Origin of the sequence: Flavobacterium rhizophilum, assembly GCF_046000485.1 — a bacterium.
Classification (GTDB): domain Bacteria; phylum Bacteroidota; class Bacteroidia; order Flavobacteriales; family Flavobacteriaceae; genus Flavobacterium; species Flavobacterium rhizophilum.
The window spans coordinates 66,988-90,843 of sequence record NZ_JBELQB010000001.1 but is presented as its reverse complement, the minus strand read 5'-3'; the positions used below and the strand labels follow the sequence as shown (position 1 = coordinate 90,843).

Genomic DNA, 23,856 nt, shown 5'->3' with positions numbered 1-23,856 from the left:
ATTGCTATGTCTAAAGAATATAAAGATGACGACGAGAAAATCCGTGAAGATTTAACCCCTAAAACATGGAATGAAATAAGGAGTAACGATTCGTGGGCCATTTTTAAAATAATGTCAGAATTTGTTAATGGTTTTGAGAGCATGGCTCGTATAGGCCCGTGTGTATCCATATTTGGTTCGGCTAGAACCAAGGGAGATCACAAATACTACTTATTAGCAGAGAAAATTGCAGAAAAAATATCTAAAGCCGGTTATGGTGTAATTACAGGCGGTGGTCCTGGTATTATGGAAGCTGGTAATAAAGGAGCCGCAAAAGGTATGGGGCCTTCGGTAGGCCTTAATATTGATTTACCTTTTGAACAACACTTTAACCAGTATATAGATAGTGACAAGAATCTTAACTTCGACTACTTCTTTGTCAGAAAAGTAATGTTCGTTAAATACTCTCAGGGATTTGTGGTAATGCCGGGAGGCTTTGGTACGCTTGACGAAATGTTTGAAGCAATTACTCTTATCCAAACAAAAAAAATAGCCAAATTCCCTATTATACTGGTAGGTTCTGAATTTTGGACGGGTTTGATAGATTGGATTAAAAATGTACTTATAGAAAAGTACCTTAATGCGAGTCCGGAAGACCTGAACCTTATTAAAATAGTAGATAACGAAGACGAAGTGCTTGAAGTTATAGATACATTCTATAAAAAATACAATCTTAGTCCTAACTTCTAACTTAATAGTTCAGAAACATTTAACTCTTTTGAAGGCAACCTTCAGGTAACATTACACATCTCTTTTTAAGTAAATATTAATACTTGCATAGTTATTATAACCCTGCAAAAGCATATTTTAGTAAAAAGATTATTAATTTATACACCATACCTTGAATCGTAATTTTAAACTGTTTTTTGCCCTTTTTTTTGTTCTCACATCGGGAGCCTATGCCCAGCATCTTAATAAAATGTATGTGGTATTGGATTATGAGAATTACACGCTTAGAGTAAAGCAGGAAATTACATTTCATAATCAGTCGCAGGATACCCTGCATGAATTTATCCTTAACGATTGGAACAATGCCTACTCCAGTAAAACTACTCCGTTAGGAAAGCGTTTTTCTGATGAATTTGTGCGTTCATTCCATCTTGAAAAAGATGAGAAAAGAGGACATACGACTATATATTCGGTCACTAACCAATATGGGGTATCTTTAAAATACTCCCGACCTGAAAAACACCCTGATTTAATTAATATACAGTTAATTAAACCTATTTACCCAAATGAAAAGTTTAATATAAGTCTAATGTATTATGTTAAGCTGCCCGATGACAAATTTACCCGTTACGGTTACGATAACAACGGTAACTTAAAGCTAAAGGACTGGTACCTTACCCCTGCCCGTGTGGAAAACGGAAAATTTGTAAAAAACAGCAATGAAAACCTTGATGATATAGCCAATTCGTTTTGTGATTATCAGGTGGCTTTTATTGCTGATGAAAAACTTAATATTACTACTGATTTGTATCAGGGAAACAAACAAAAAACCGATCGCGGTATTGAATACTTTTTTATTGGGGAAGACCGACCGGGGTTTAGTATGGTTATTCAGCCTCAAAATGATTTTGAAGTATTTACAAACTCAACCGTAGAGGTAAATACCAATTTAAAAGATTACAGGGTTACAGGTATACAAAAGGCTTCTCTTATCAATAACATTATCAACTTTACTAATGATAATTTAGGAAAATATCCTTACGGTAAAATAACTGTAAACGAAGTAGATTACGAACGAAACCCGGTTTACGGACTTAATCAGTTGCCATCATTTATAGCTCCCTTCCCCGATTCGTTTATATATGAAATAAAATTCCTTAAAACCTACCTGAACAATTACCTGAAAAATACGCTTAGGTTAAATCCCAGGGAAGATAACTGGATATACGACGGTATACAAACCTACCTAATGTATAAGTATATTGAAGAGTATCATCCTGAAAAAACCATGATGGGAATTAAATGGGGAATCCTTAAAGGGCATAATATTTTTAAGGTAGACTACAATTCCAAATTCATTTACCTGTATCTGGTTATGGCACGTAAAAATTTGGATCAGCCTATTGGTAATCCTAAAAATACCTTTATAAAGTTTAATGAACAGATGGCCGGTAAATATAAAGCCGGACTAGCTCTTAACTATCTTGACAGTTACCTTGAGAACGATGTAATACCATCATCAATTAAAGAATATTTTGAACTGAATAAAGATCAACAAACTACCCGTAATGACTTCAGGAATATAATAGATTCTAAAACAGAGAAGCAAACAAACTGGTTTTATAGCTCTATTGTAGACAGCCGAGATATAATTGATTATAAATTCGGGAAAGTAAAAAAGAAAAAAGATTCCTTAAAAATTACCATAAAAAACGAAACAAGGGTAAACGTTCCTGTACCGCTCTACGGATTAAAAGACGGTGAGATTGTGTTTAAGCATTGGTTAAATAATATAAAAAAAGACAGTACTTTCACCATTGCAAGACAGGGCGCCGATAGGTTATCTATTAATTACGAAAATGAGGTAATTGAATACAACAGACGTAACAACTGGAAAAAACTTAATAAGGTTGTTTTAAATAACAAACCTATTAAGTTTACTTTTTTTCAGGATTTGGAAGATCCGGGGTATAACCAGATTTTTTATGTACCTAACTTTACATTCAACCTGTATGACGGACTTTCACTAGGTTTACGTTTGCATAACAAGTCTATACTTGAAAAACCTTTTATATTTAATGTAACACCAAGTTATTCCAGTAAAACAGGAGAGCTCATAGGGTCGGCATCAATGCAGTTTAATCATTATATTAGAGATGACGGTCCGTTATACAACATAAGGTACGGCTTAGGAGCCTCTACCTATCACTATGCACCTAATGCTGCTTATTTAAGGGTTTCTCCAAGTATACAGTTTAGATTTAGGGACGAGAATTTACGTAATAATAAAAAACAATTCCTGTTACTACGACATATATTAGTTAATAGAGAGAACTCAAACTTTACCTTTACCGATCAGCAAAACGAAGATTATTCGGTGTTTAATGCACGATACACTTCTTCAGAATCTGAAGTTATAAGGCATCTGGACTACTCTACTGATTTACAGATTGCCAACAACTTTGGTAAGTTGGCAGGAGAAGTACAGTTTAGAAGACTATTCAATGATAACAGGCAGATAAACCTGCGTTTTTACGGGGGTATGTTTATGTATAAGGATACCGATTCTGACTATTATAGCTTTGGCCTGGACCGCCCTACTGATTATCTTTTTGATTATAATTTCTATGGACGATCTGAAACTACCGGAATTTACAGTCAGCAGTTTGTTATGGCTGAAGGCGGATTTAAGTCAAAACTGGACACCCGATATGCAAATCAATGGATGACAACCGTAAATGCGAGTGTAAATATCTGGAATTGGGTAGAAGTTTATGGTGATGCAGGATTTTTGAAGAATAAGTATCAAAATGCCGAATTTGTTTACGATAGCGGAATTCGCCTAAACCTTCTTACAGATTATTTTGAACTGTACTTTCCAGTGTATTCGTCAAACGGTTTTGCCCTGAATGACAGCAATTATAGCCAGAATATACGCTTTGTAGTGACTTTAAGCCCGGGTACACTAATTAAATTATTCACAAGGAAATGGCTTTAGCAAGTATTTTATAACACTTTTAGATGTTGTTAAAAAATACATAATATTTATTTTTAAAGAGATTTTATTGAAAATAATTTATTGAAAAATAGCTTAAAAACGATTTTACTATCAAAAGTGAAATCATTTTTTTGTTTGAAATTTATGAAATTCAATACTTTTAATTAAATTTGTAATCATTCAATATGTGCGTTTATGACTGAAACAGAAACTAAAAAGACTATTTCTTTTGACGATTTTAAAGCAGAAGTGCTTAATGATTATAAAGTTGCCATAGTAAGCAGGGAATGTAGCCTTTTAGGCCGCAAGGAAGTTCTTACCGGTAAAGCTAAGTTTGGTATCTTCGGTGACGGAAAAGAAGTTCCGCAGCTGGCCATGGCAAAAGCTTTCCGTAACGGTGATTTCCGCTCAGGTTACTATCGTGACCAAACCTTTATGATGGCTATTGGAAAATTAAATATCCAACAGTTTTTTGCAGGACTATATGGGCATAGTGATTTAGAGCACGATCCAATGTCGGCAGGTAGACAAATGGGTGGTCACTTCTCTACACACAGTCTTGATGAAAACGGAAACTGGAAAAGCCTAACACAGCAAAAAAATTCCAGTGCCGACATCTCTCCTACTGCGGGACAAATGCCAAGATTACTTGGTTTGGCCCAAGCTTCAAAAGTTTTCAGAAACGTTTCGGGTATTGAAAACAAAACCGACTTCTCTATAAACGGTAACGAAGTTGCCTGGGGAACTATTGGTAACGCAAGTACATCTGAAGGGTTGTTTTTTGAAACTATAAATGCAGCAGGTGTACTACAAGTACCTATGATTATTAGTGTTTGGGACGATGAGTACGGTATTTCGGTACACGCACGCCACCAAACCACTAAAGAAAATATATCTGAAATCCTTAAAGGATTCCAGCGCGATGAGGAAAATAAAGGATATGAAATTATTGTAGTGAAAGGATGGGATTATCCTGAACTGATTTCAGCTTACGAAAGAGCCTCACAAATTGCAAGAGAGCAACACGTGCCTGTACTTATACATGTTCACGAACTTACACAGCCACAGGGACACTCTACTTCAGGTTCTCACGAGCGTTACAAAGATGTCGACCGTTTATCATGGGAAGCTGAATATGATTGTATCGCCCAAATGAGAAAATGGATGATTGAAAATGAAATGGCTACAGCTGAAGACCTTGATGCAATCGATTCTCAGGCTAAAAAAGACGTTCTTGAAGCTAAAAAGGCTGCATGGAGCGCTTATACTACACCTATAAAAGAAGAGCGTGACGAACTTGTTAACGTTTTAAAAACAATTGCAGATCAAAGTCCTAATAAAGTATTTATTGATAAATATATTAATGACCTTTCGGGCATAAAAGAACCTATAAGAAAGGAACTTTTAATTGCAGCAAGAAAGGTACTTCGCATGATTATCAAGGAAGCTGGTAAAAGCACGCTTTCAACATGGATTACTACTTATACCGAAAAAATTCAGCCAAAATTCAGCTCTCACCTATTCTCTCAGTCAGATAAAAATGTATTTAGCGTAAGCGAAGTGCTACCTGAATATGGAGATAGTAACGAGGAAGTTGACGGACGTATGGTTATACGTGATAACTTTGACGCTCTGTTCTCTAAATACCCAGGTACTTTAGTTTTTGGTGAAGATTGCGGACACATTGGTGACGTTAATCAGGGACTTGAAGGAATGCAGGAAAAATACGGAGATTTCCGTGTTTGTGATGCCGGTATTCGTGAAGCTACTATATTAGGTCAGGGTATTGGTATGGCAATGAGAGGTCTTAGACCAATTGCCGAAATACAGTATCTTGATTATTTGTTGTATGCCATACAGATAATGAGTGACGATCTTGCTACGTTACAATACCGTACGGCAGGAAGACAAAAAGCTCCGCTTATCATAAGAACTCGTGGTCACAGACTTGAAGGTATATGGCACTCCGGTTCTCCAATGGGAATGATAATTAATGCTATTAGAGGTATTCATGTACTTGTTCCAAGAAATATGACTAAAGCAGCCGGATTCTATAATACACTATTAGAAACAGACGAGCCTGCATTAGTGGTAGAATGCCTTAACGGTTACCGATTAAAAGAGAAAAAACCAATGAACCTTGGTGAGTTTAAAACTCCTATAGGTGTTGTTGAAACAATAAAAGAAGGTACAGATATTACACTTGTATCTTATGGCTCTACGCTTAGGCTTGTAGAACAGGCCGCAAAAGAACTTCTTGAAGTTGGTATTGATGCCGAGATTATAGATGTACAGTCACTACTGCCTTTTGATGTTAACCACGATATCGTGAAAAGTGTTGCTAAAACAAACAGATTGTTAGTGATAGATGAGGATGTTCCTGGTGGAGCTTCTGCTTACATACTGCAACAGATACTTGACGAGCAAAATGCTTACAGATATTTAGACAGTAAACCTGAGACGCTTACTTCTAAAGCACACAGACCTGCTTATGGTACAGATGGGGATTATTTCTCGAAACCATCTGTAGAAGATATTTACGAAAAAATTTATGCGATAATGCATGAAGTTAACCCAACAGAATATCCACAATTATACTAATATAAAAATTCCCGCTCAATGAGCGGGAATTTTTATTTATAATTACTCTCCTTAAAATATTATTTGGCTATGTAAACCGTTTTTACGTTTACAAATTCCTTAATTCCGTTTTCAGCCAGTTCACGTCCGAAACCTGATTTCTTAACTCCTCCAAAAGGTAAGGCAGGGTCTGATTTTACCATTGCATTAATAAATACTGCACCTTCCTCAAAAAGGCTTATTTTCTCTTTTATACCCTCGATATCTTCAGTAAAAATATTTACACCTAAACCAAAACCCGAGTCGTTACTTAATGCAACAGCTTCCTCAAAAGTATCAAAAGATATTACAGGAGCTACAGGGCCAAAAACTTCCTCATTAAATAAAGGCATATCAGTAGTAACATCAACCACAATAGTCGGTTCATAAAAAGCATTGTTACGCTTCCCTCCTGTTAAAACCTTTGCTCCCATCTCTACAGATTTGTTTACCTGCTTTTCTATATCTTCTGCAAGATCTACTCTGGCCAGCGGCCCTATATCGGTGTCTTCATCCATAGGGTTCCCTGATTTAAGTTTTTTCACTTCCGTAGTAAAACGTTCTAAAAACTCATCATAAAGTGAGCTGTGAACTAAAAAACGTTTAGCAGCAATACAACTTTGACCTGTATTTTGCATTCTGGCATTTACAGCTATAGGGATGGTTTTATCTAAGTTAGCATCTTCAAGAACTATAAAAGCATTACTCCCTCCCAGTTCAAGCACCGATTTTTTAATGAGATTAGCTGCTGTAGATGCTACATTAGCACCTGCTTTTTCACTACCTGTAAGAGATACACCTTTAATAATAGGGTTCTCAATCACATTTTTAACCTGACTACCGGATATCTGAAGGTTTTGATATACGGTTTCAGGAAACTCAGCCTCCTTAAATAGTTCTTCCAGTAACTGAGCACATTCAACAACATTTGAAGCGTGTTTAACCACAACAGTATTTCCTGCTATAATAGCCGGAATAGCGAAGCGAAAAACCTGCCAGTAAGGAAAATTCCAGGGCATTACCCCTAAAATAACTCCTAAAGGCTCATGAGTAACAAAACTTTCACCTGCATCTGAGGAAATTTCTTCATCCTGAAGGAACTTTTCTGCATGTTCAAGGTAAAAATCACACAAAAGTGAGCACTTTTTTACCTCGGCAATAGCCTGCTTAAGGGGTTTTCCCATCTCCTGAGAGCACTTTTCAGCTAGTAAATGTTGTTTTTTTGTTAAAACAAATATTAAATTTTTGATAAATTTCACCCTTTTTTTTAGGGGTGTTTTCCCCCATTTTCGAAAGCTTTTCTGACTAATTTCAAGCATTTGATTAACCTGAATGTCAGTGTAATACTGATATTCCGACAGGGTACTTAAGTCGTATGGATTAGTTGTTAACGGCATTATAAAGTATATATTTGTAAAAATAACACATATTTTCTTAGATTTAAAATTACTACATTTACAAAAAATTTCAAAGTACTGATAACAATAAACAATTATTATGAAGAAAGTTGTACTACCTTTATTAATGATTTGCCTAACTTCGGCAAGTTTACAAGCACAGGACGTGCAGGAAAGCGGTAACTCAAACGACTACAACAAATGGTCGATTGATGTTAACGGCGGTTTCAGCAAGCCCGCTAATCCAATGAGCCCGGGCTATCATTCATCTGCATTTAATTTTTTCCATGCAGATTTAGGTTTCAGGTACATGTTTAACACTAAATTCGGTCTTAAACTTGACGCAGGTTATGATGTGATGAGTGAAGATGACGGTCCTGAATTCGAATCTAAACTTCTACGTACAAGCTTACAGGGTTATGCCAACCTTGGCCGTATTATGGAGTTTGAATCATGGACTAACAGATTCAACCTTTTAGGTCACATGGGTGTTGGTGTAGGCCAACTTAAAAATGATGACCGTTTTGAAGGTGAAGACTGGATTGGAAACTTCCTTATCGGTTTAACCGGACAGGTAAGACTATCTGACAGAGTTTCGTTAAACGCTGACTTTACCATGATAAACAGCTTCTCTCAACAAAAAACTTGGGATGGTGGTAACAACCAGACAACAAAACAAGGTTTTGACAGCACCCTTTACAATGCTACTGTAGGTCTTTCTATCTACTTAGGTAAAAACGAGAAGCATGCTGACTGGTTTGTTGACGATAAGAGCGATGAGCTAGATGCACTAGAGCAAAGAATTGGAGAAGTCGAAACTATGATGAATGACTCTGATAAAGACGGTGTGCCGGATTATCTAGATGCTGAACCAAACAGTGTAACTGGTGTTGCTGTTGATACAAAAGGTAGAGCTATTGATAAAAACAACAATGGTGTGCCGGATGAGCTAGAGTCTTACCTAGATCAAAGAACTAACGAAATCAAGAAAGAAGTTAGCGAAAGCAATAGCAACGATCTTGCTGGTCTAATCAACAACGGTTATGTGAATGTTTACTTCGACTTCAATTCAGACAAACCAAACGCACAGTCTGTAAGCGGAATGAACTTCCTAATCAAATACCTAAAACAAAACCCTTCAGTTTCTGCAGACGTAGTAGGATATGCTGACGAAATCGGTAACAGCGATTACAACAAGCAACTATCTCAGAGAAGAGCTGAAAACGTTAAGAAAATTTTAGTTGACGCTGGTATCGATGCTGGTAGACTAAACATTGTAGGTAACGGTGAAGATACTTCAGTAAACAAAGATTCTAAATATGCACGTCAGGTAGTAAGAAGAGTTACTTTCATCCTGAAATAATATTAGATTCCAATAAATAAACTAAAAACCTCTGCTTATCGCAGAGGTTTTTTTTATATCTTTAAGGTAAAAGAAAAAGAAAATGAACCAGCGCGACAATGCCCTTCTTGAAATAAGAGGCGGTACTATAGGTGAAATAATGGAACAGTCTTCCACGGAAGAAAAATTTCAGAACAAAACCCTTAGACCTATTCTCAAATTACAAAATGATTTATTTGTAGAATCTTTCCTTAATTATGTAAACAAGCATAAAACTGATTTTTACAGCCTCTCTACAGAGAAAAAACTTCTTTTTATAGAGAATGCCATACAAAAGGATATAAAGTTCAGAAATGCCTTAAAAGGCATGGTTATCGCCATGTTTACTATTGAAGAGTTTAGAGAGTATATAACGAACTCTTCAAACCTTAACAAAAGGATGATGAATATACTCATTGAACGCCTTAAGGATCAGGTACAGGTTTTGGTAAGAACCGAAGTATAAAAAAAGGGGAGCCTACAGGCTCCCCTTTTTTTATCATTTTAATTTCCTTTATTTAGCTGAAGGAATAAATACCATTACTTCCTTATCTCCGTTTAAAAGGATAACTTTTCCTTTTTGGGTTTTAATCCTATTAGCATCATTAAGTGCTTTTAAGAACTCACTCTCACCCTGGGCATCGGCACAATACATTTTAGTAGCAAAAACCTTATCTGCCTTAAAACTGCCGTCCTCCCCTATTTGATACTCTCCTCCATATCCGTTGCACCCTGCATTTCCATTCATTTTGTTTTCTGATGTAAAAGTAACGGTAGGCATTCCACGTCCAAAATCAGCCGTATCAGCAGCCTTTCCGTTTAACATTGATAATTCCCATGCATTTGCTGTTAAAACGTCTACAGAAGCCTTTTCTGTGCATTTACACGATATAAGAGTAAATATAAATGCAATAATTGTAGTTGATGTTGCAAGTTTTTTCATAATGCTTATTTTTTGTTTCTATAAAATTAACCAAATAGCATTAATTAAAATCGGCAATTAGAATAATTTTATAACAGTCCGTTATATTTTCTCGTAAACCATTCTGTAGCAAGAGAAACACAAAGTACGATAAGAAGTGTAATCCAGTCTATTAACGGAGACTTCGTGGTTTTTACTTTTTGAGTTTCTTTGTAGTTTTCATTTTTAGCAAGAAAATCAATCAGTTCATCAGTTTGAGATGGGTAGAACACCTTACCGTTTGTATTATCTGCTGTCTGTAAAAGTCGGTTTAAATCAGGGTTTACAAACTGTTTCTCAATTTCAAAATCAAGTACTTCAAAGTTCCCTACATAAGTCGTATTGGAATTATTCTCCTTAACCGTGAAAGTATATTTCCCGGTTGGGAGCCCATCCATATTAACTTTATATTCGCTATTCCCTTTAAGAAAATCGTAGGTTTTGCTGAAGTCAGACTCCTTCCCTTTCACAATAATAGTTAAGCGTGCATTTTCATCAAACTCGTAATTTTTATTGAAAAATTGAGCTGTGATGTTTATTGGTTCACCCGAATTATAAAAACGTTCGTGATTAACCACCAATGATTTTCTTTTTGAGTTTGTCGCCAAATACTGGATTATTTTATCTGTAAAAATATCAAACTCTTCAAACGACTTATTATTCACATGCGTTTCAAGTCTCCATTTCCAGATGTTTTCTCCTAAAAGGAAAGCCTTACGGGATGAATCGCTTTCTGAAAAAACAAGTAAAGGGTTCTCAGTCTCAACATTCCTTATTCTTGCCTGCAGTAATGTGTTAGTTCCCGAATTTAGCTTAACATTACCAAAGGGCTGCTCTAATGGAGGAAATTGTTCAAAGCCTATATCATCTGTAGCAAAAAGATTGAATGATGAAATATAACTGGCCAGATAATCTTCCTTTTGGTTTGTCATCTTAAAGGATAACTGCTGCTGATACTGATTAAGTAAGTTAAAGTCAGTATGCATACCGGTAATAATCCAAGTGTTTAACTGGGCATTGGCATTCATATTCAAAAGCTCTTTAAAAGTAGCGTTTGGTTGATATAAAACCAATACGTTATAATCGTTTAATGATTTTATCTCATTTGGCTTAAGAATAGTTATCCTCCTTTGCTGGTTTGACTCAATAGCTCTTTTTAAAGCCCCAAGGTCAGGATGATTTAAGGAAGAAACAATAGCTACTTCACTTCGCTGATCAATTACCTCTACAGCAAAGTTTTTAATGTTATTATATTTATTTTTTTCCTGTTCGGGAGAAGACAATACCGCTCTGTAGGTTTGAACCCCTACCTTATCTGCATCCAGTAAAACAGTAACAGCCTGAGCTTTTTTATCTTTGGTAAAAGTGATATTCTGTTTACTTAAAACATTATTCCCCTGTTGAACTGAAAACACAGCATTAACGGTTTTATTTCCGTTATACTGCAAAAAGACTTCTACAGGAAATTTATTTTTAAGGAAAGCGTATTTGTTAGCGTTAAGCTGATTAATCTTCAAATCAGGAAAAACAGTAGTATCACCCAACACTATTGGGTAAACACTTGTGTTTTGCTGAAAACTGTATACATAATCATTACCTATGGTTTGGTTACCATCAGTAAGCAATATAACCGGATAGGTAGTATTTCTATAAAACTGTTTCAGGTTTTGTACTGCCTGGTCAATATGGGTTTGCTTCCCTGTAAAGTCGGGCTCCTTTCCTACTTCAAAACCTTCATCAAAAGTATAAAGCTGTACATCATACTTTTCATTAAGAGCTTTGTTTGAAGTGATTTTTTGAGAAAGTAGCTTAGCAATACTGTCCTGCCCCAATTCTTTAACCGACTGTGAGTTATCCAGCAGTATCGGAAGTGGTGTTTTAACCGTTTCATAATCCTGTTTTGTTACAACCGGATTAATAAGCAGTAAAAAAACAGCCATAAGTGTAATAAAACGTAAAAAAGCCAAAAAGAAGAACACAGGGCTTTTCTTTTTGGCTTTAAAAAGATATTGATAAAACGATAACGCAAAGGCTACAAGTGCAGATACTATTATTAATAAAACTGTAGATGTAGTCATATTGGCTGGTTATCGATATTCAATTGGTTTTAATTTAAAATTAATGCTTTTTTGAATTAGGTAAGCATACCTCCGTCTACGTTCAGGGTTTGTCCTGTTACGTAAGCCGACATATCTGATGCAAGGTAAACACAAGCGTTAGCGACATCTTCAGGAGTACCACCACGTTTTAACGGAATGTTCTCTGTCCATCCTTTAATTACATCTGCGCCCAGTTTCTCAGTCATTTCAGTTTCAATGAATCCCGGAGCAATAGCATTGCAACGGATGTTTCTTGAACCAAGCTCTAATGCTACTGATTTAGTGAAACCAATTACACCTGCTTTAGAAGCTGCATAGTTAGTTTGTCCCGCATTACCCTTAACACCTACTACAGAGCTCATATTGATAATAGAACCATGACGTTGTTTAAGCATTGTTCTTTGTACTGCTTTTGTCATGTTGAAAACCGACTTAAGGTTTACTTCTATTACCTTATCAAAATCTTCTTCAGATATTCTCATTAAAAGATTATCTTTAGTAATACCTGCATTATTAATTAATATATCTACAGTACCAAAAGTTTCCACTACTTCGTCAACCAGCTTTTGTGCCTCATTAAAATCAGCAGCGTTAGACTGATATCCTTTAGCTTTAATACCCAATGCTGTAAGCTCATCTTCTAATGTCTTAGCTGCTTCGGCAGAAGAACTGTATGTAAAAGCAACATTAGCACCATGTTTAGCAAAAACCTGGGCAATACCACGGCCAATACCTCTACTCGCTCCGGTAATGATAGCCGTTTTTCCTTCTAGTAATTTCATAGGTTCGTATTGTTTGTTTTTTTAATTATAGAGCAACAAATATAATAAAATGTTTGAGGTTTATTTACCCCTATTTATCTTTTAGTTTAAGTATTATAACGTTTTTTGTAGGGAAACTCATTATTAAGCTGTTAAGTTTATATATGGATAAATTGTATAGTGAAAATAAAATACCATCGGGAGAGGTTATTACCATACGCACTGGCAGCAGACAGGATGCCCAAAAACTTATAGCCTTAAAAAAGAGTTATATTACAGGTACCACTTCCATCCCTTTGTATGAGGATGAATACCGTAATACTATTGTAGAAGAAGCCGAATGGATAGACAGGTATAATAATCAGGATAACAGCCTGCTGTTATTAGCCGAATATAACGGTGAAGTAATAGGTAATATTGACCTAACCGGAAACCAACGCCGTAAATTATACCATACCGGTATGATTGGTATGGGGATTCATAATGACTGGCAAAACAAAAAAATAGGTTCACTACTTATGGAAACGACTATCGAATGGGCAAAAACGTCTCTATTACAAATTGTATGGCTAGAAGTATATGCATCAAACACAGCCGGAATAAAACTCTATGAAAAATTTGGTTTTGAGCGTTGCGGATTAATAAAAAACTTCTTTAGGGAAGGTAAAACAATTGATAAAATCACTATGGTTAAGTATCTCTAACTTTACGAAAAAACTAATTTAATGCTAAATAAGCCCTTAAGTATTAAAGTTTTATTAAATGGAGCCAGCGTTCGGTTTATTATTAGTAATTTCAAGGCACGAAGAAGAAAATCAAAATAATAAACAAAAAAAGCGTAATGATTAAAGTTAACCGATTAAAACAAGAGAAGATGAATGTGATGAAATTTTTCCTGGCCATGCTAGCAGGATTTGGACTTATAAGAGTCTATAATTTTATAGCGCAAAGGGAACTTGAAGAAGAAGAGAACGACATTTATGATGATGAACACGAGTACCCTCTTTTTGTATAGTTCCGCTATACATAATACTTTATTATAAGCACCTCCCTGCAGGTGCTAACCCATTATGAGGCAGCACTATTCAATAAGCCTCATATTTTTACCTGCATTATATTTTCATATCACTTCTATTAGGTTTTAAACAGTTTACAAGGAATTATAACCAAATATTAAACTGTTGATTATTAGCACTCTTTTAAGACATTATTAATACACTTTGTGATTGATAATAAGTAACTTGTAAGTGCTTTTAAAACCTAATTGATTATGAACAATCCAAACAGAAAACCGGATCAGGATCCGATTCCAAAAAATATAGTCCCTAACCAGGAACCCAAGCCTATACCCCAAAAAAACAGAAGGAGTAACTTAGGACAATGGGATGAGAAGGACGTGACAGAAGGAAGCCGACTTACTCCTGACAATGAAAAGAAGCAGGAAAACAAAACCAATAGTAAAGAATAAATTATTTATTAATCATAAAAATAAATAGCTATGAGTAACAAAAAATTAGTTTTAGGAATTGCTGCCGGAGTAGCAGCCCTTGCAGTAGTAGGAGTTATATGTAAAAGAAAAGGATATCTTGACGGAGCTTGTGAAAAAGCTGAGTCGTTAGGTAATGACCTTAAAGACAAGTACAATAATGTAAAAGAAAGTGCCCGCAAAAAATTTGATGAAGTGGTGCACAAAGGTGGCGAAATTGCCGACAGACTTAAAAACAAAAGCGAAACTGCTGCCAAAAATATTGATCCGACAACAAACTAGCCAGACAAATTATTATTCCATTAAAAACAGAAAGCTGCCCAAAAGGGCAGCTTTTATTATTTATCTGATATCAGTAGTTAGAATATAGCCGGATCTCCTTTTCCTTCTCTTACCACTATCGGTTCATCTCCCGAAAGATCTATAATCGTGGAAGCTACATTATCACCATATCCGCCATCAATAACGGCATCAACCTGATTTTGCCATTTCTCAAAAATAAGCTCCGGGTCGGTAGAGTATTCCAAAATCTCATCCTCATCATGTATGGAGGTCGAAACTATAGGGTTACCTAAAGCTCTTACAATATCAAGCGCTATGTTATTATCAGGTACACGTATACCAACCGTATTTTTCTTTTTAAACTCTTTTGGTAAATTATTATTACCAGGCAGGATAAATGTATAAGGACCAGGCAGCGATCGTTTAAGTATTTTAAAGGTACTCGTATCTATCTGCTTCACATAATCTGACAGATTACTCAAATCACTACAAACAAATGAGAAGTTTGCCTTATCCAGTTTAATGCCCTTTATACGGGCAATTCGCTCGAGTGCTTTACTGTTGGTTATATCACAGCCTAATCCGTAAACGGTATCAGTAGGATAAATTATAATCCCCCCATTACGCAATATCTTAACCACTTTTTCTATTTCCCTTTCATTGGGATTTTCAGGGTATATTTTTATGAATTGTGCCATGTTGTAGTCTGTTTTCGGTTTTTGCAAGCTTAAAGTTACGAAAGCTATTTATTATTAGCGTTAATTTAAACGTAAAGCTTTAGCCTATAACATCGAGCTTAGCAAAGCGAAGTAACAGCTTTTTAATTCCTCCTACCTCAAACTTTATTTCAGCCTTTTTATCAGCTCCTACACCTTCAAGGTTAAGTACCTGTCCTTTACCAAAACGTTCGTGCAGTACCACGTTACCAATGTTAAGCTTACTATCTGGCATTGCAGGTCCTGATGATGCGGGGGCTGATCCGCCAGCCATAGGTTTAAGCCTGCGTATTGGCATATCTGGCTTAGGGTCGTTATCGGTAACCCATTTAGGCGGAATACCACTTTTAGGTTTAGATTGCCTTAGTTTTGATTTATCTACATCACCAAAAACATCGTTATTGATCATTGGTTTATAACGATAGTTCGTTTCTACCGGAGTAAGGTATTCAAGGAAAACACCTGTAATCTCTTCTATAAAGCGCGACGGTTCACTATCAACCAGTTTACCCCAACGGTACCTTGACTGTGCATAAGTTAGATAAGCCTGATGTTCTGCACGTGTTAGTGCCACATAAAACAGCCTTCGCTCCTCTTCCAGTTCACTACGGGTATTCATACTCATGGCACTTGGGAAAAGATCTTCTTCCATCCCTACAATAAATACATGTGGGAATTCAAGTCCTTTTGCCAGGTGAATGGTCATAAGTGCTACCCTGTCATCATCTCCGGTATCTTTATCCATATCGGTAGCCAGGGCAACATCTTCAAGAAATTCAGATAATGCTCCTCTTGCACCGTCTACCTCTTTTTGACCTTCAATAAAGTCTTTAATACCGTTTAGCAACTCTTCTATATTCTCTATACGGGCAATACCTTCGGGCGTTGCATCCTTTTTCAGCTCCTGTATAAGTCCGGTTTTCTTGGTAACGTGCTCGGTAAGGTAAAAGGCATCATAACTGTCGTTAATGACCTGAAAGCTTTTTACCATGGTAACAAAATCCTGAATTTTGTTTCTTGTCCCCGAATTAAGCCTTAAATCAATCCTGTCGATATTTTCCATTACCTCAAAAATCGAACGTTTGTAATGGTTTGCGGCAACGGTAAGTTTTTCTATTGTTGTACCACCAATACCTCTTGCAGGATAGTTAATTACCCTTACAAGAGCTTCTTCGTCCTTAGGGTTAATAACCAGCCTTAGGTAAGCCAAAACGTCTTTAATCTCTTTTCTTTGGTAGAAAGAAAGCCCACCGTAAATCCTATATGGAATATCACGTTTCCTTAAAGCATCCTCAATAGAGCGTGACTGTGCATTGGTACGGTACAATACGGCAAAGTTTCCGTTAGGAAGCTGGTTCTGCATTTTCTGCTCAAAAATGGTACTGGCCACAAAACGCCCTTCCTCACTATCGGTAAGACTACGATGTACCTTAATTTTCGGTCCGTCATCATTGGCAGTCCATACAACCTTATCCAGCTTAGTTTTATTTTTATCTATAATGGAGTTAGCCGCTTCCACAATGTTTCGTGACGAACGATAATTTTGCTCCAGTCGGTATGTTTGTACGTTGTCGTAATCCTTTTGGAAGTTAAGGATGTTGTTAATGTTTGCCCCTCTAAAAGCGTAAATACTCTGGGCATCATCTCCTACCACACAAATATTCTGGAACCTGTCAGACAGAGCTCTTACAATAAGGTATTGAGAGTGGTTGGTATCTTGATACTCATCCACAAGTATATAACGGAAACGATCCTGATATTTCATAAGCACATCAGGGAAACGGTTGAGAAGCTCATTAGTACGAAGCAAAAGGTCATCAAAGTCCATGGCTCCTGCCTTAAAGCAACGCTCTACGTACTGCTCGTATACCTCGCCCATTCTTGGTTTTTTGGACATGGCATCGGCTTCCTGAAGTTCAGGGTTGTTGTAATAAGCCTTAACCGTAATAAGGTTGTTTTTATAATTGGAAATACGGCTCAATACCTGCTTTGGCTTGTATACATCCTTATCTAGCTGCATTTCCTTAATGATAGAAGATATAAGGCGTACACTATCCTGACTGTCGTAAATACTAAAGTTTGACGGATAGCCCAGCTTATCGGCCTCAAAACGCAGTATTTTGGCAAAAATAGAGTGGAATGTACCCATCCAAAGGTTTTTGGCTTCAGAGTTCCCTACAATACCCGCAATACGGTTTTTCATTTCACGCGCAGCCTTATTGGTAAAGGTAAGTGCCAAAATATTAAAGGCATCCACCCCCTGACTCATAAGGTAAGCAATACGCAGTGTAAGTACCCTTGTCTTACCCGATCCTGCACCTGCAATTACAATCATAGGTCCGTCTTTTTGCAAAACCGGAGCCCTTTGCGCTTCATTTAGCTGGCTTATATACTTTTCAATTTCCGTCATAACTTCTAAAAAAGCAAAAATAGTTATTTTTAGTCGGGAAATAAACTCTAATTATAGTTTCAGATAAGCTGTTTTGTTAAAAATTATTCACAATAATTTTATCTTACAAAAAGTATTTCGTTATTTTCGCCTTTCACAATTTTATATTAACAAACTGCGTTAGTTTATTACACCAAACTATTACTAAACATGGATTTTACAAAATTTATTGACGTACTGGCATATACGCTACCTTCAATCGTAGTAGGACTTTTAGCCTACTATTTTTTTGATGCCCAACGCAAAAACGAAGAAAGTCGCCGCCGATACCTTATTCACAAAGAAGCACAAAAAAATGCTATGCCGTTGCGACTGCAGGCATATGAAAGACTGGTACTTTTCCTTGAAAGAATAAACCCTTCAAAATTGCTTATAAGAATTGCTCCCCAGTCATCAAACAAACATGATTATGAGGAGTATGTAATTGCACAAATTGAGCAGGAATACGAGCATAACCTTACGCAACAAATCTATATTTCTGCCGAAAGCTGGGATATTATCACTACGGCAAAAAATGCTACTATCCAAATGATACGCAAAACCAATATGAGCGAAAAGGTAGATAGTGCAAACAAGTTAAGAGAGGTTATACTTACCGATTTGTTTGACACACAAAGTCCAAGCAGCATCGCTGTGGCTTATCTTAAAAATGAAGTAGCCGAAATGTGGCAATAATGCCAATTTACAATATTTTACAAGGCATCCTGAAAAGGATGCCTTTTTATTTTATATTTGCCAAAAGGTTTTGCTTAACGCAAATTAATAGGGAATCGTGTGTAAATCACGGGCTGTCGCGCAACTGTAAAGTACAAAACAGTTTTATCGAAATAAACCACTGCTGCATTTAGCGGGAAGGGCGATAAAATGTACAAGCCAGGAGACCTGCCTTACTAAATAATGACTATGCTTTCGCGGTTAAAGTGATGTCCGGTAATTGTACTCCTTTTTGGAGTTTAACTGCTGTGCCTTCATTTTATCTCCGTAAAAGCTTTAAAAATATACACGTGACGGAGAACACACAAAAAACGTATTTTAACTGGAGTAGCGGTAAAGACAGCGCCATTGCACTTTATTACCTGTTACAGAACAAAAACTATAGTGTAGACAGCCTGCTTACATCTATAAATTCACATTATGACCGTGTTAGTATGCATGGTTTACGTAAAGAGCTTTTACTACAGCAAATTGAAGCCATAGGGATACCGGGCACTACTATAGAGCTTCCCCTCCAGCCTACCAACGAGGAGTATGAAACCATTATGAAAAATAAGGTTCAGGAACTTATAAATGAAGGATACACTACCGCTGCTTTTGGTGATATTTTTTTAGAAGACCTTAAGGTATACAGGGAAAAACAACTTGAACCTTATGGTATAAAAGCGGTTTTCCCTTTATGGAAAAAAGACACTAAAGAATTATTAAAAGAGTTTATAGACCTGGGCTTTAAAACCATAACCGTTTGTGTAAACGGTACTAAACTGGATAAATCATTTGTTGGTCGTGTTATAGACCATGATTTTATAAATGAACTACCCGATGATGTTGATCCCTGTGGTGAAAACGGTGAGTTCCATACCTTTTGCTTTGATGCTCCCTACTTTAAAAAACCTGTAGACTTTACCATAGGTGAAACGATTTACAGAGAATACGACAACCACGGCACAAAAACCGGATATTGGTTTTGCGATTTGATTCCACAATAAATAACCATCATAAATATGACATCAGAAGTAAGAATAAAACTATCGGAAACACGAATTTTTAAAGCGGTTTTCCCTAACACAACAAATCACTATGATACTCTTTTCGGGGGTACTGCCATGCACTTAATGGACGAAGTTGCTTTTATAACGGCTACGCGTTTTAGCCGTCAGCGTATGGTAACGGTGAGCAGTGATCGTATCGATTTTAAGAAACCCATCCCTGCAGGTACTATAGTTGAGCTTATTGGTAAGGTTACCTATGTAGGAACCACCAGTCTTAAAGTACGTGTAGAGATTTATGTAGAACAGATGTATGAAAATACAAGGGAAAAAGCAGTAAACGGAGAGTTTACTTTTGTCGCAATAGATGAGAATAAAGTCCCGGTAAAAATACTTTAATTAAAAGGCATCCTTCAATCGGATGCCTTTTTTGTTTATGTTTGTTTTATAAAACATTATCATGAAAAAGATATTTACTGCCTCTCTTATTTTTTTATGCCTTAGTTCGGCTTTTGCCCAAAAAATATATCATAACAAAGGTTTTGGTATCACTATCGAAATACCTCAAACCTGGTGGGAAGACAACCGTAACGGGTTCCCTGCCGAAATTGAATTGAGCAAAAGCGAACGTAAAAAAATACTGGATGACAGTAACTCGGTTTTCCTTACCCTGTTTTATGACAGGGAAACCATAAAAGAAGGAGGTAATTACATCCCTAAAATGCAGTTTAACGTTGCCAGTAATTATGAAAAAGATTTTAAAGTACTGCTGAAAGCTACCGAGAACAATGTTAAAATACAGAAGAAATTCCAACCGGATTTTAAACTGGTTAAAAAACCTAAAGAGGTAAAAATTGCGGGTATTAAAAGTATAGGCTATGTAGCTACCTACTCCATGATGGTAAACGGGAAAACTACAACTATACGCAGTTTTACTTATGTTATACCTTATAACAATTATGTTTTCCATCTTAATTTTACCGATGAGATAAACGGAAAAGACCGCTCTAAAGAATTTGAAGCAGCAGTAAAGACTATTAAAATAGGATAATTAACAGATGACGGATGAACTCTATAGTAAACAGATTACAAGTAGGAAAGATTTTGTTGAGTTTTTAAAACTTCTGCATAAATACTACGCCTCAAAACCGGAAGATTGGGAGAATAACACCCTCGAATCTTTTTTGAAAGCACTATCTGATTATGCTGATGATATACCTAAGTATTATAAAAACACTAAACAGGACAGAAGCCCCGAGACTGCAGACTGGCATGTATTTGCAGACATGCTAAAAGGTGCTATTGTTTACGAATGACCTCTTTAACCAATTGTTTTTGTTATATTTATAAAAACAAAAACAACTATGAAGAAAGCCTTACCGCTATTATTACTTTTTATTTGTACTACAGTATTTTCACAAAAAACTGACATCGTACTACTGGGAACAGATCATTTTAGTCAGATTTATAAGGAAGATAACCCTAATACTGATATCAAATCTGATAAAAGAAAAACTGAAATAAATACAGTTATTGATTTAATTGGCAAGTACAAACCTGACTGCATTATGGTTGAGGAACTTCCGGAAAATCAACCCGAAATAGACAGTATGTATAATCTTTATGTAAAAGGTATTTTAAACACTTCCAGCAGAAGAGAGATTTTTAATATCGCTTTTCCTATTGCTAAAAAACATAATCTAAAAAAAGTATACTGCGTTAATGCACCAGGGGGCACATCACAAAGTCTCTTGGATAATGGAGATAATATTGAGTTGTATAAAAACGAAACTCTGGAGCTTCGGGAAATAGTAATGGCAAAATACAAGGCTATTAGTAACGGTACGCTCTCTTTTAAAGATTATCTCACCTTTCTAAACCAACCCGATACTTACAACAAAGTCTACCATTTGAAATACATAACCCCTGCAAGGGTTAGAAACGGTACTTTTAACGGCAACGATGAAATGATTGATTCCGCATTTGTTGATACAAAATATATAGGTGCAGAGCTTACTTCTGTGTGGAAAAACAGGGATTATAAAATATACTCCAATATTGTAACCACTCAACTAAAGGAAAAACCTAAACGTATTTTGCTTATTATTGGTGTAGGTCATGTAGGCTCACTTAAAAGCATTTTCAGGGATGACCCCGAATATAACCTTATAGAAGCAAATACAATTTTAAAATAATTATTCGGCTAAAAGTAATTCCAGCCTTTGTCTTTCATTCTCCTTAAGTTCAGGCATTATATTGGTAAACGCTTCCCTGTAGCCTTCTTCTTTAAGCAGCTTTCTTATATTATCACGTCCAAACTTGGCAAATTGCCATTTGTGATGTTTAGTGGCTCTGGCAAGATTTATAAGTACAATATCATCCTGCTTACCTATAAAAATTAAATTAGACAATGCATTTTGACGGATACTGCTTTCATACTTTGGAGACGCATAATCCTGTAGCTCGGCATAATATTGCTCTTTTTTATCAGCTCTGTAGTCTTTAGTGGTGTAAGCTAGCGTTAGCCATAGTATCCTTAAATTTTTGTCGTTAAATCCAACCCAGGTATCAGACACATCAAGGAACTCCCCTATCCTGTCTGGGAAACGCATGCTTAAAACATTAAGAGCAATTTCCTTTGTTACGTATGACTCATCCTGCATAAGTGATGTGTATTCTTCAAAAAACGCATCAGGAATAGTAACAACCGTACGGGCAACCGCCTGCCTTATTTTTATATTATCCGTTTTCATGGCAGTACGCACAATGTCGGCTTTTTCTTCAAATGGTACTTCTGCCAGTTGGAACAGTATTTCTTCTTTTAAAGGCCAAAATGCATCCGAATTCATTACCTGTGTATACATTTCCTTACCTTCCTCAAATGGTTGGTTTTGCAGACTGCCTATAGCAAAATACTGTTGTATGAATTTATTTTTTTTCAGTAAATCAATAGCTTCACCAACCTCAAACTTAGGATTTTTAAGCCAGCGTTTTTTAAATGATTCGGTATTATAATCAGACACCTTGTTAATCTCTGCAAGAAAATCATCGGTACTTACATTCTTAAAGGCATATTTTTCCAAATAAGTTTTCACTGCTTTCCTAAAAACATCATGCCCTACACCTTCTCTTAATACATGCAGTGCCCATGCTCCTTTTTGATAGTAACTCAAGGCACTTGCTTTTTCGTTTAATATAGGCACTGTATCAGTTTGTGATGCCTGCTGTAACCTTTCTGCCATTTGGTATAACTCATAGTAAAAATGGTCTTCCCCATACAGTTCCTGTTCTGCCAGTAAAGCATAGTAAGTAGCAAAACCTTCCTGTAGCCAGTGATGCTCACCCGACTTTGCCGTAATCAAATCGCCAAACCACTGGTGAGCCAGTTCGTGGGCATTAACATTTACATAAGTTCGATCATTAAAACCAATGTTATCCACCACATAATCCTGTGAAAATATAGTAGAAGTTGTATTTTCCATACCTGCATATAAAAAGTCGAGCACCGGTATTTGCCTGTAAATTCCCCAAGCATACTTCACTCCTATTTCCTTTTCAAAAAAATCGAATATCTGTTTACTGTAACGATAGGTAGGTTCAAATTTATCCCTGTCTTCCGGACGGTAATAAAACTCTAACGGAGTACCTGAGGCCGACATCTGCTGCTGTTTTTCAAACCTGCCTATAGCCATCATCAAAAGATAGCTACTCATAGGATTTTGCATTTCGTAATTCCATTTTTGAAGGTTATCCTCAGCGGATTTACCTTTCAACTCACCATTAGCCAGTACTTCAAATCCCTCCTGAAATCCTACCGAAAGGTTAAACACCACCTTTTCGTTCATGTCGTCAAAACTCGGTAGCCAGTGACTGGTATACTTCCCCTGCCCTTGTGTCCATATTTGCAGTCCGTTGCCTTCACCCACAAAGTAAAGCGTTTGTTTAGGCTGTGCCGTGTAATCAAACTCCAGTATGTTTTTTCCTTTTTTATAACCTTTGTAAAGCTTTAAGGCATGGGGAGCATCTACAAAACCTGCTTTCTTACCGTTAATGGTTAAGTTGGCATAATCCATATCGTGCGCGTCAATGGTAATGGTATCGGTTTTTTCAAGCAAATCAAAGGTATACTTAACCTTACCCATAATCTTTTTATGGGATACATCAAAAGTAAGGTAGGCATTAAGGGTTTTAAAATCGGCCTTTTTGTATTGCTGGGCAAAGCCCGAAAGGCTTAGTAAAAATATAGTGGCAGAAATGTAGTTTTTCATGGAAAATCAAAGTATTTATACAAAACTA

At 36.3% G+C, this 23,856-nt stretch carries 22 protein-coding genes and 1 riboswitch; of the genes, 15 read left to right on the top strand and 7 right to left on the bottom strand.

Annotation, left to right across the window (positions count from 1 at the left end; all coding sequences use genetic code 11):
• The first annotated feature begins 6 nt into the window (after positions 1-6).
• The 3 genes from ABS768_RS00430 to ABS768_RS00420 all read left to right on the top strand — a co-directional run bounded on the left by ABS768_RS00430 (position 7) and on the right by ABS768_RS00420 (position 6,307).
• Positions 7-729: an LOG family protein gene (locus tag ABS768_RS00430; protein ID WP_408072862.1), complete on the top strand. Its 723-nt coding sequence runs from the start codon at positions 7-9 to the stop codon at positions 727-729.
• Between the two features lie 151 nt (positions 730-880).
• Positions 881-3,706, top strand: coding sequence for a gluzincin family metallopeptidase (locus ABS768_RS00425; protein ID WP_408072861.1), 2,826 nt, complete (start codon positions 881-883; stop codon positions 3,704-3,706).
• A gap of 195 nt (positions 3,707-3,901) precedes the next feature.
• Complete coding sequence (locus ABS768_RS00420) at positions 3,902-6,307, top strand: alpha-ketoacid dehydrogenase subunit alpha/beta (RefSeq protein WP_408072860.1); 2,406 nt, start codon at positions 3,902-3,904, stop codon at positions 6,305-6,307.
• A 59-nt stretch (positions 6,308-6,366) separates the two neighbouring features.
• Here the strand turns inward: ABS768_RS00420 and ABS768_RS00415 are convergent, their stop codons facing one another.
• Positions 6,367-7,722: an NAD-dependent succinate-semialdehyde dehydrogenase gene (locus ABS768_RS00415; protein WP_408072859.1), complete on the bottom strand. Its 1,356-nt coding sequence runs from the start codon at positions 7,720-7,722 to the stop codon at positions 6,367-6,369.
• A 100-nt stretch (positions 7,723-7,822) separates the two neighbouring features.
• Between ABS768_RS00415 and ABS768_RS00410 the strand changes: the two genes are divergently transcribed.
• Together ABS768_RS00410 and ABS768_RS00405 are read left to right on the top strand one after the other, a co-directional pair.
• Complete coding sequence (locus tag ABS768_RS00410) at positions 7,823-9,085, top strand: OmpA family protein (protein ID WP_408072858.1); 1,263 nt, start codon at positions 7,823-7,825, stop codon at positions 9,083-9,085.
• A gap of 82 nt (positions 9,086-9,167) precedes the next feature.
• Entirely contained in the window at positions 9,168-9,569 is a 402-nt protein-coding gene (locus tag ABS768_RS00405) for a glyoxalase (RefSeq protein WP_408072857.1), read from the top strand.
• 48 nt (positions 9,570-9,617) lie between these two features.
• Here ABS768_RS00405 and ABS768_RS00400 read toward each other — a convergent pair whose 3' ends face one another.
• From ABS768_RS00400 to fabG, 3 genes are all read right to left on the bottom strand, one after another.
• Positions 9,618-10,046 carry an META domain-containing protein gene (locus ABS768_RS00400; RefSeq protein WP_408072856.1) on the bottom strand — a complete coding sequence of 143 codons (429 nt, stop codon included), beginning with the start codon at positions 10,044-10,046 and terminating at the stop codon, positions 9,618-9,620.
• Positions 10,047-10,114: 68 nt separating this feature from the next.
• The gene (locus ABS768_RS00395) at positions 10,115-12,142 is read right to left on the bottom strand and encodes a vWA domain-containing protein (protein WP_408072855.1); all 2,028 of its coding nucleotides are present in this window, start codon (positions 12,140-12,142) and stop codon (positions 10,115-10,117) included.
• Positions 12,143-12,198: 56 nt separating this feature from the next.
• A complete protein-coding gene (fabG, locus tag ABS768_RS00390; protein WP_408072854.1) occupies positions 12,199-12,945 on the bottom strand; it encodes a 3-oxoacyl-[acyl-carrier-protein] reductase in 747 nt (248 codons plus the stop codon).
• A gap of 143 nt (positions 12,946-13,088) precedes the next feature.
• Here fabG and ABS768_RS00385 point away from each other — a divergent pair, with 143 nt between their 5' ends.
• The 4 genes from ABS768_RS00385 to ABS768_RS00370 all read left to right on the top strand — a co-directional run bounded on the left by ABS768_RS00385 (position 13,089) and on the right by ABS768_RS00370 (position 14,692).
• Entirely contained in the window at positions 13,089-13,628 is a 540-nt protein-coding gene (locus ABS768_RS00385; protein ID WP_408072853.1) for a GNAT family N-acetyltransferase, read from the top strand.
• Positions 13,629-13,798: 170 nt separating this feature from the next.
• On the top strand, positions 13,799-13,939 hold the full coding sequence (locus ABS768_RS00380; RefSeq protein ID WP_408072852.1) for a hypothetical protein: 141 nt from the start codon (positions 13,799-13,801) through the stop codon (positions 13,937-13,939).
• 255 nt (positions 13,940-14,194) lie between these two features.
• Positions 14,195-14,392 (top strand): hypothetical protein, encoded by a 198-nt coding sequence (locus tag ABS768_RS00375; RefSeq protein WP_408072851.1) that lies wholly within the window; start codon positions 14,195-14,197, stop codon positions 14,390-14,392.
• A gap of 30 nt (positions 14,393-14,422) precedes the next feature.
• Positions 14,423-14,692: a hypothetical protein gene (locus ABS768_RS00370; protein WP_408072850.1), complete on the top strand. Its 270-nt coding sequence runs from the start codon at positions 14,423-14,425 to the stop codon at positions 14,690-14,692.
• A 77-nt stretch (positions 14,693-14,769) separates the two neighbouring features.
• Here ABS768_RS00370 and ABS768_RS00365 read toward each other — a convergent pair whose 3' ends face one another.
• Together ABS768_RS00365 and ABS768_RS00360 are read right to left on the bottom strand one after the other, a co-directional pair.
• A complete protein-coding gene (locus tag ABS768_RS00365; RefSeq protein ID WP_408072849.1) occupies positions 14,770-15,390 on the bottom strand; it encodes an L-threonylcarbamoyladenylate synthase in 621 nt (206 codons plus the stop codon).
• A gap of 79 nt (positions 15,391-15,469) precedes the next feature.
• Positions 15,470-17,809 (bottom strand): ATP-dependent helicase, encoded by a 2,340-nt coding sequence (locus ABS768_RS00360; protein WP_456264632.1) that lies wholly within the window; start codon positions 17,807-17,809, stop codon positions 15,470-15,472.
• Positions 17,810-18,007: 198 nt separating this feature from the next.
• Between ABS768_RS00360 and ABS768_RS00355 the strand changes: the two genes are divergently transcribed.
• From ABS768_RS00355 to ABS768_RS00330, 6 genes are all read left to right on the top strand, one after another.
• Positions 18,008-18,532 carry a DUF7935 family protein gene (locus ABS768_RS00355; RefSeq protein WP_408072847.1) on the top strand — a complete coding sequence of 175 codons (525 nt, stop codon included), beginning with the start codon at positions 18,008-18,010 and terminating at the stop codon, positions 18,530-18,532.
• Positions 18,533-18,580: 48 nt separating this feature from the next.
• Positions 18,581-18,761, top strand: a riboswitch (cobalamin riboswitch).
• Positions 18,762-18,861: 100 nt separating this feature from the next.
• The gene (locus ABS768_RS00350) at positions 18,862-19,560 is read left to right on the top strand and encodes a Dph6-related ATP pyrophosphatase (RefSeq protein WP_408072845.1); all 699 of its coding nucleotides are present in this window, start codon (positions 18,862-18,864) and stop codon (positions 19,558-19,560) included.
• A gap of 15 nt (positions 19,561-19,575) precedes the next feature.
• Positions 19,576-19,959, top strand: coding sequence for an acyl-CoA thioesterase (locus ABS768_RS00345; RefSeq protein ID WP_408072844.1), 384 nt, complete (start codon positions 19,576-19,578; stop codon positions 19,957-19,959).
• Positions 19,960-20,020: 61 nt separating this feature from the next.
• The gene (locus ABS768_RS00340) at positions 20,021-20,611 is read left to right on the top strand and encodes a hypothetical protein (RefSeq protein WP_408072842.1); all 591 of its coding nucleotides are present in this window, start codon (positions 20,021-20,023) and stop codon (positions 20,609-20,611) included.
• 7 nt (positions 20,612-20,618) lie between these two features.
• The gene (locus ABS768_RS00335; RefSeq protein ID WP_408072840.1) at positions 20,619-20,876 is read left to right on the top strand and encodes a DUF7660 family protein; all 258 of its coding nucleotides are present in this window, start codon (positions 20,619-20,621) and stop codon (positions 20,874-20,876) included.
• A 48-nt stretch (positions 20,877-20,924) separates the two neighbouring features.
• Complete coding sequence (locus ABS768_RS00330; protein WP_408072838.1) at positions 20,925-21,755, top strand: DUF5694 domain-containing protein; 831 nt, start codon at positions 20,925-20,927, stop codon at positions 21,753-21,755.
• Here the strand turns inward: ABS768_RS00330 and ABS768_RS00325 are convergent, their stop codons facing one another.
• Positions 21,756-23,828, bottom strand: a complete 2,073-nt coding sequence (locus ABS768_RS00325; RefSeq protein WP_408072836.1) for a M1 family metallopeptidase — start codon at positions 23,826-23,828, stop codon at positions 21,756-21,758. It abuts the gene before it with no gap.
• Between the last annotated feature and the right edge of the window lie 28 nt (positions 23,829-23,856).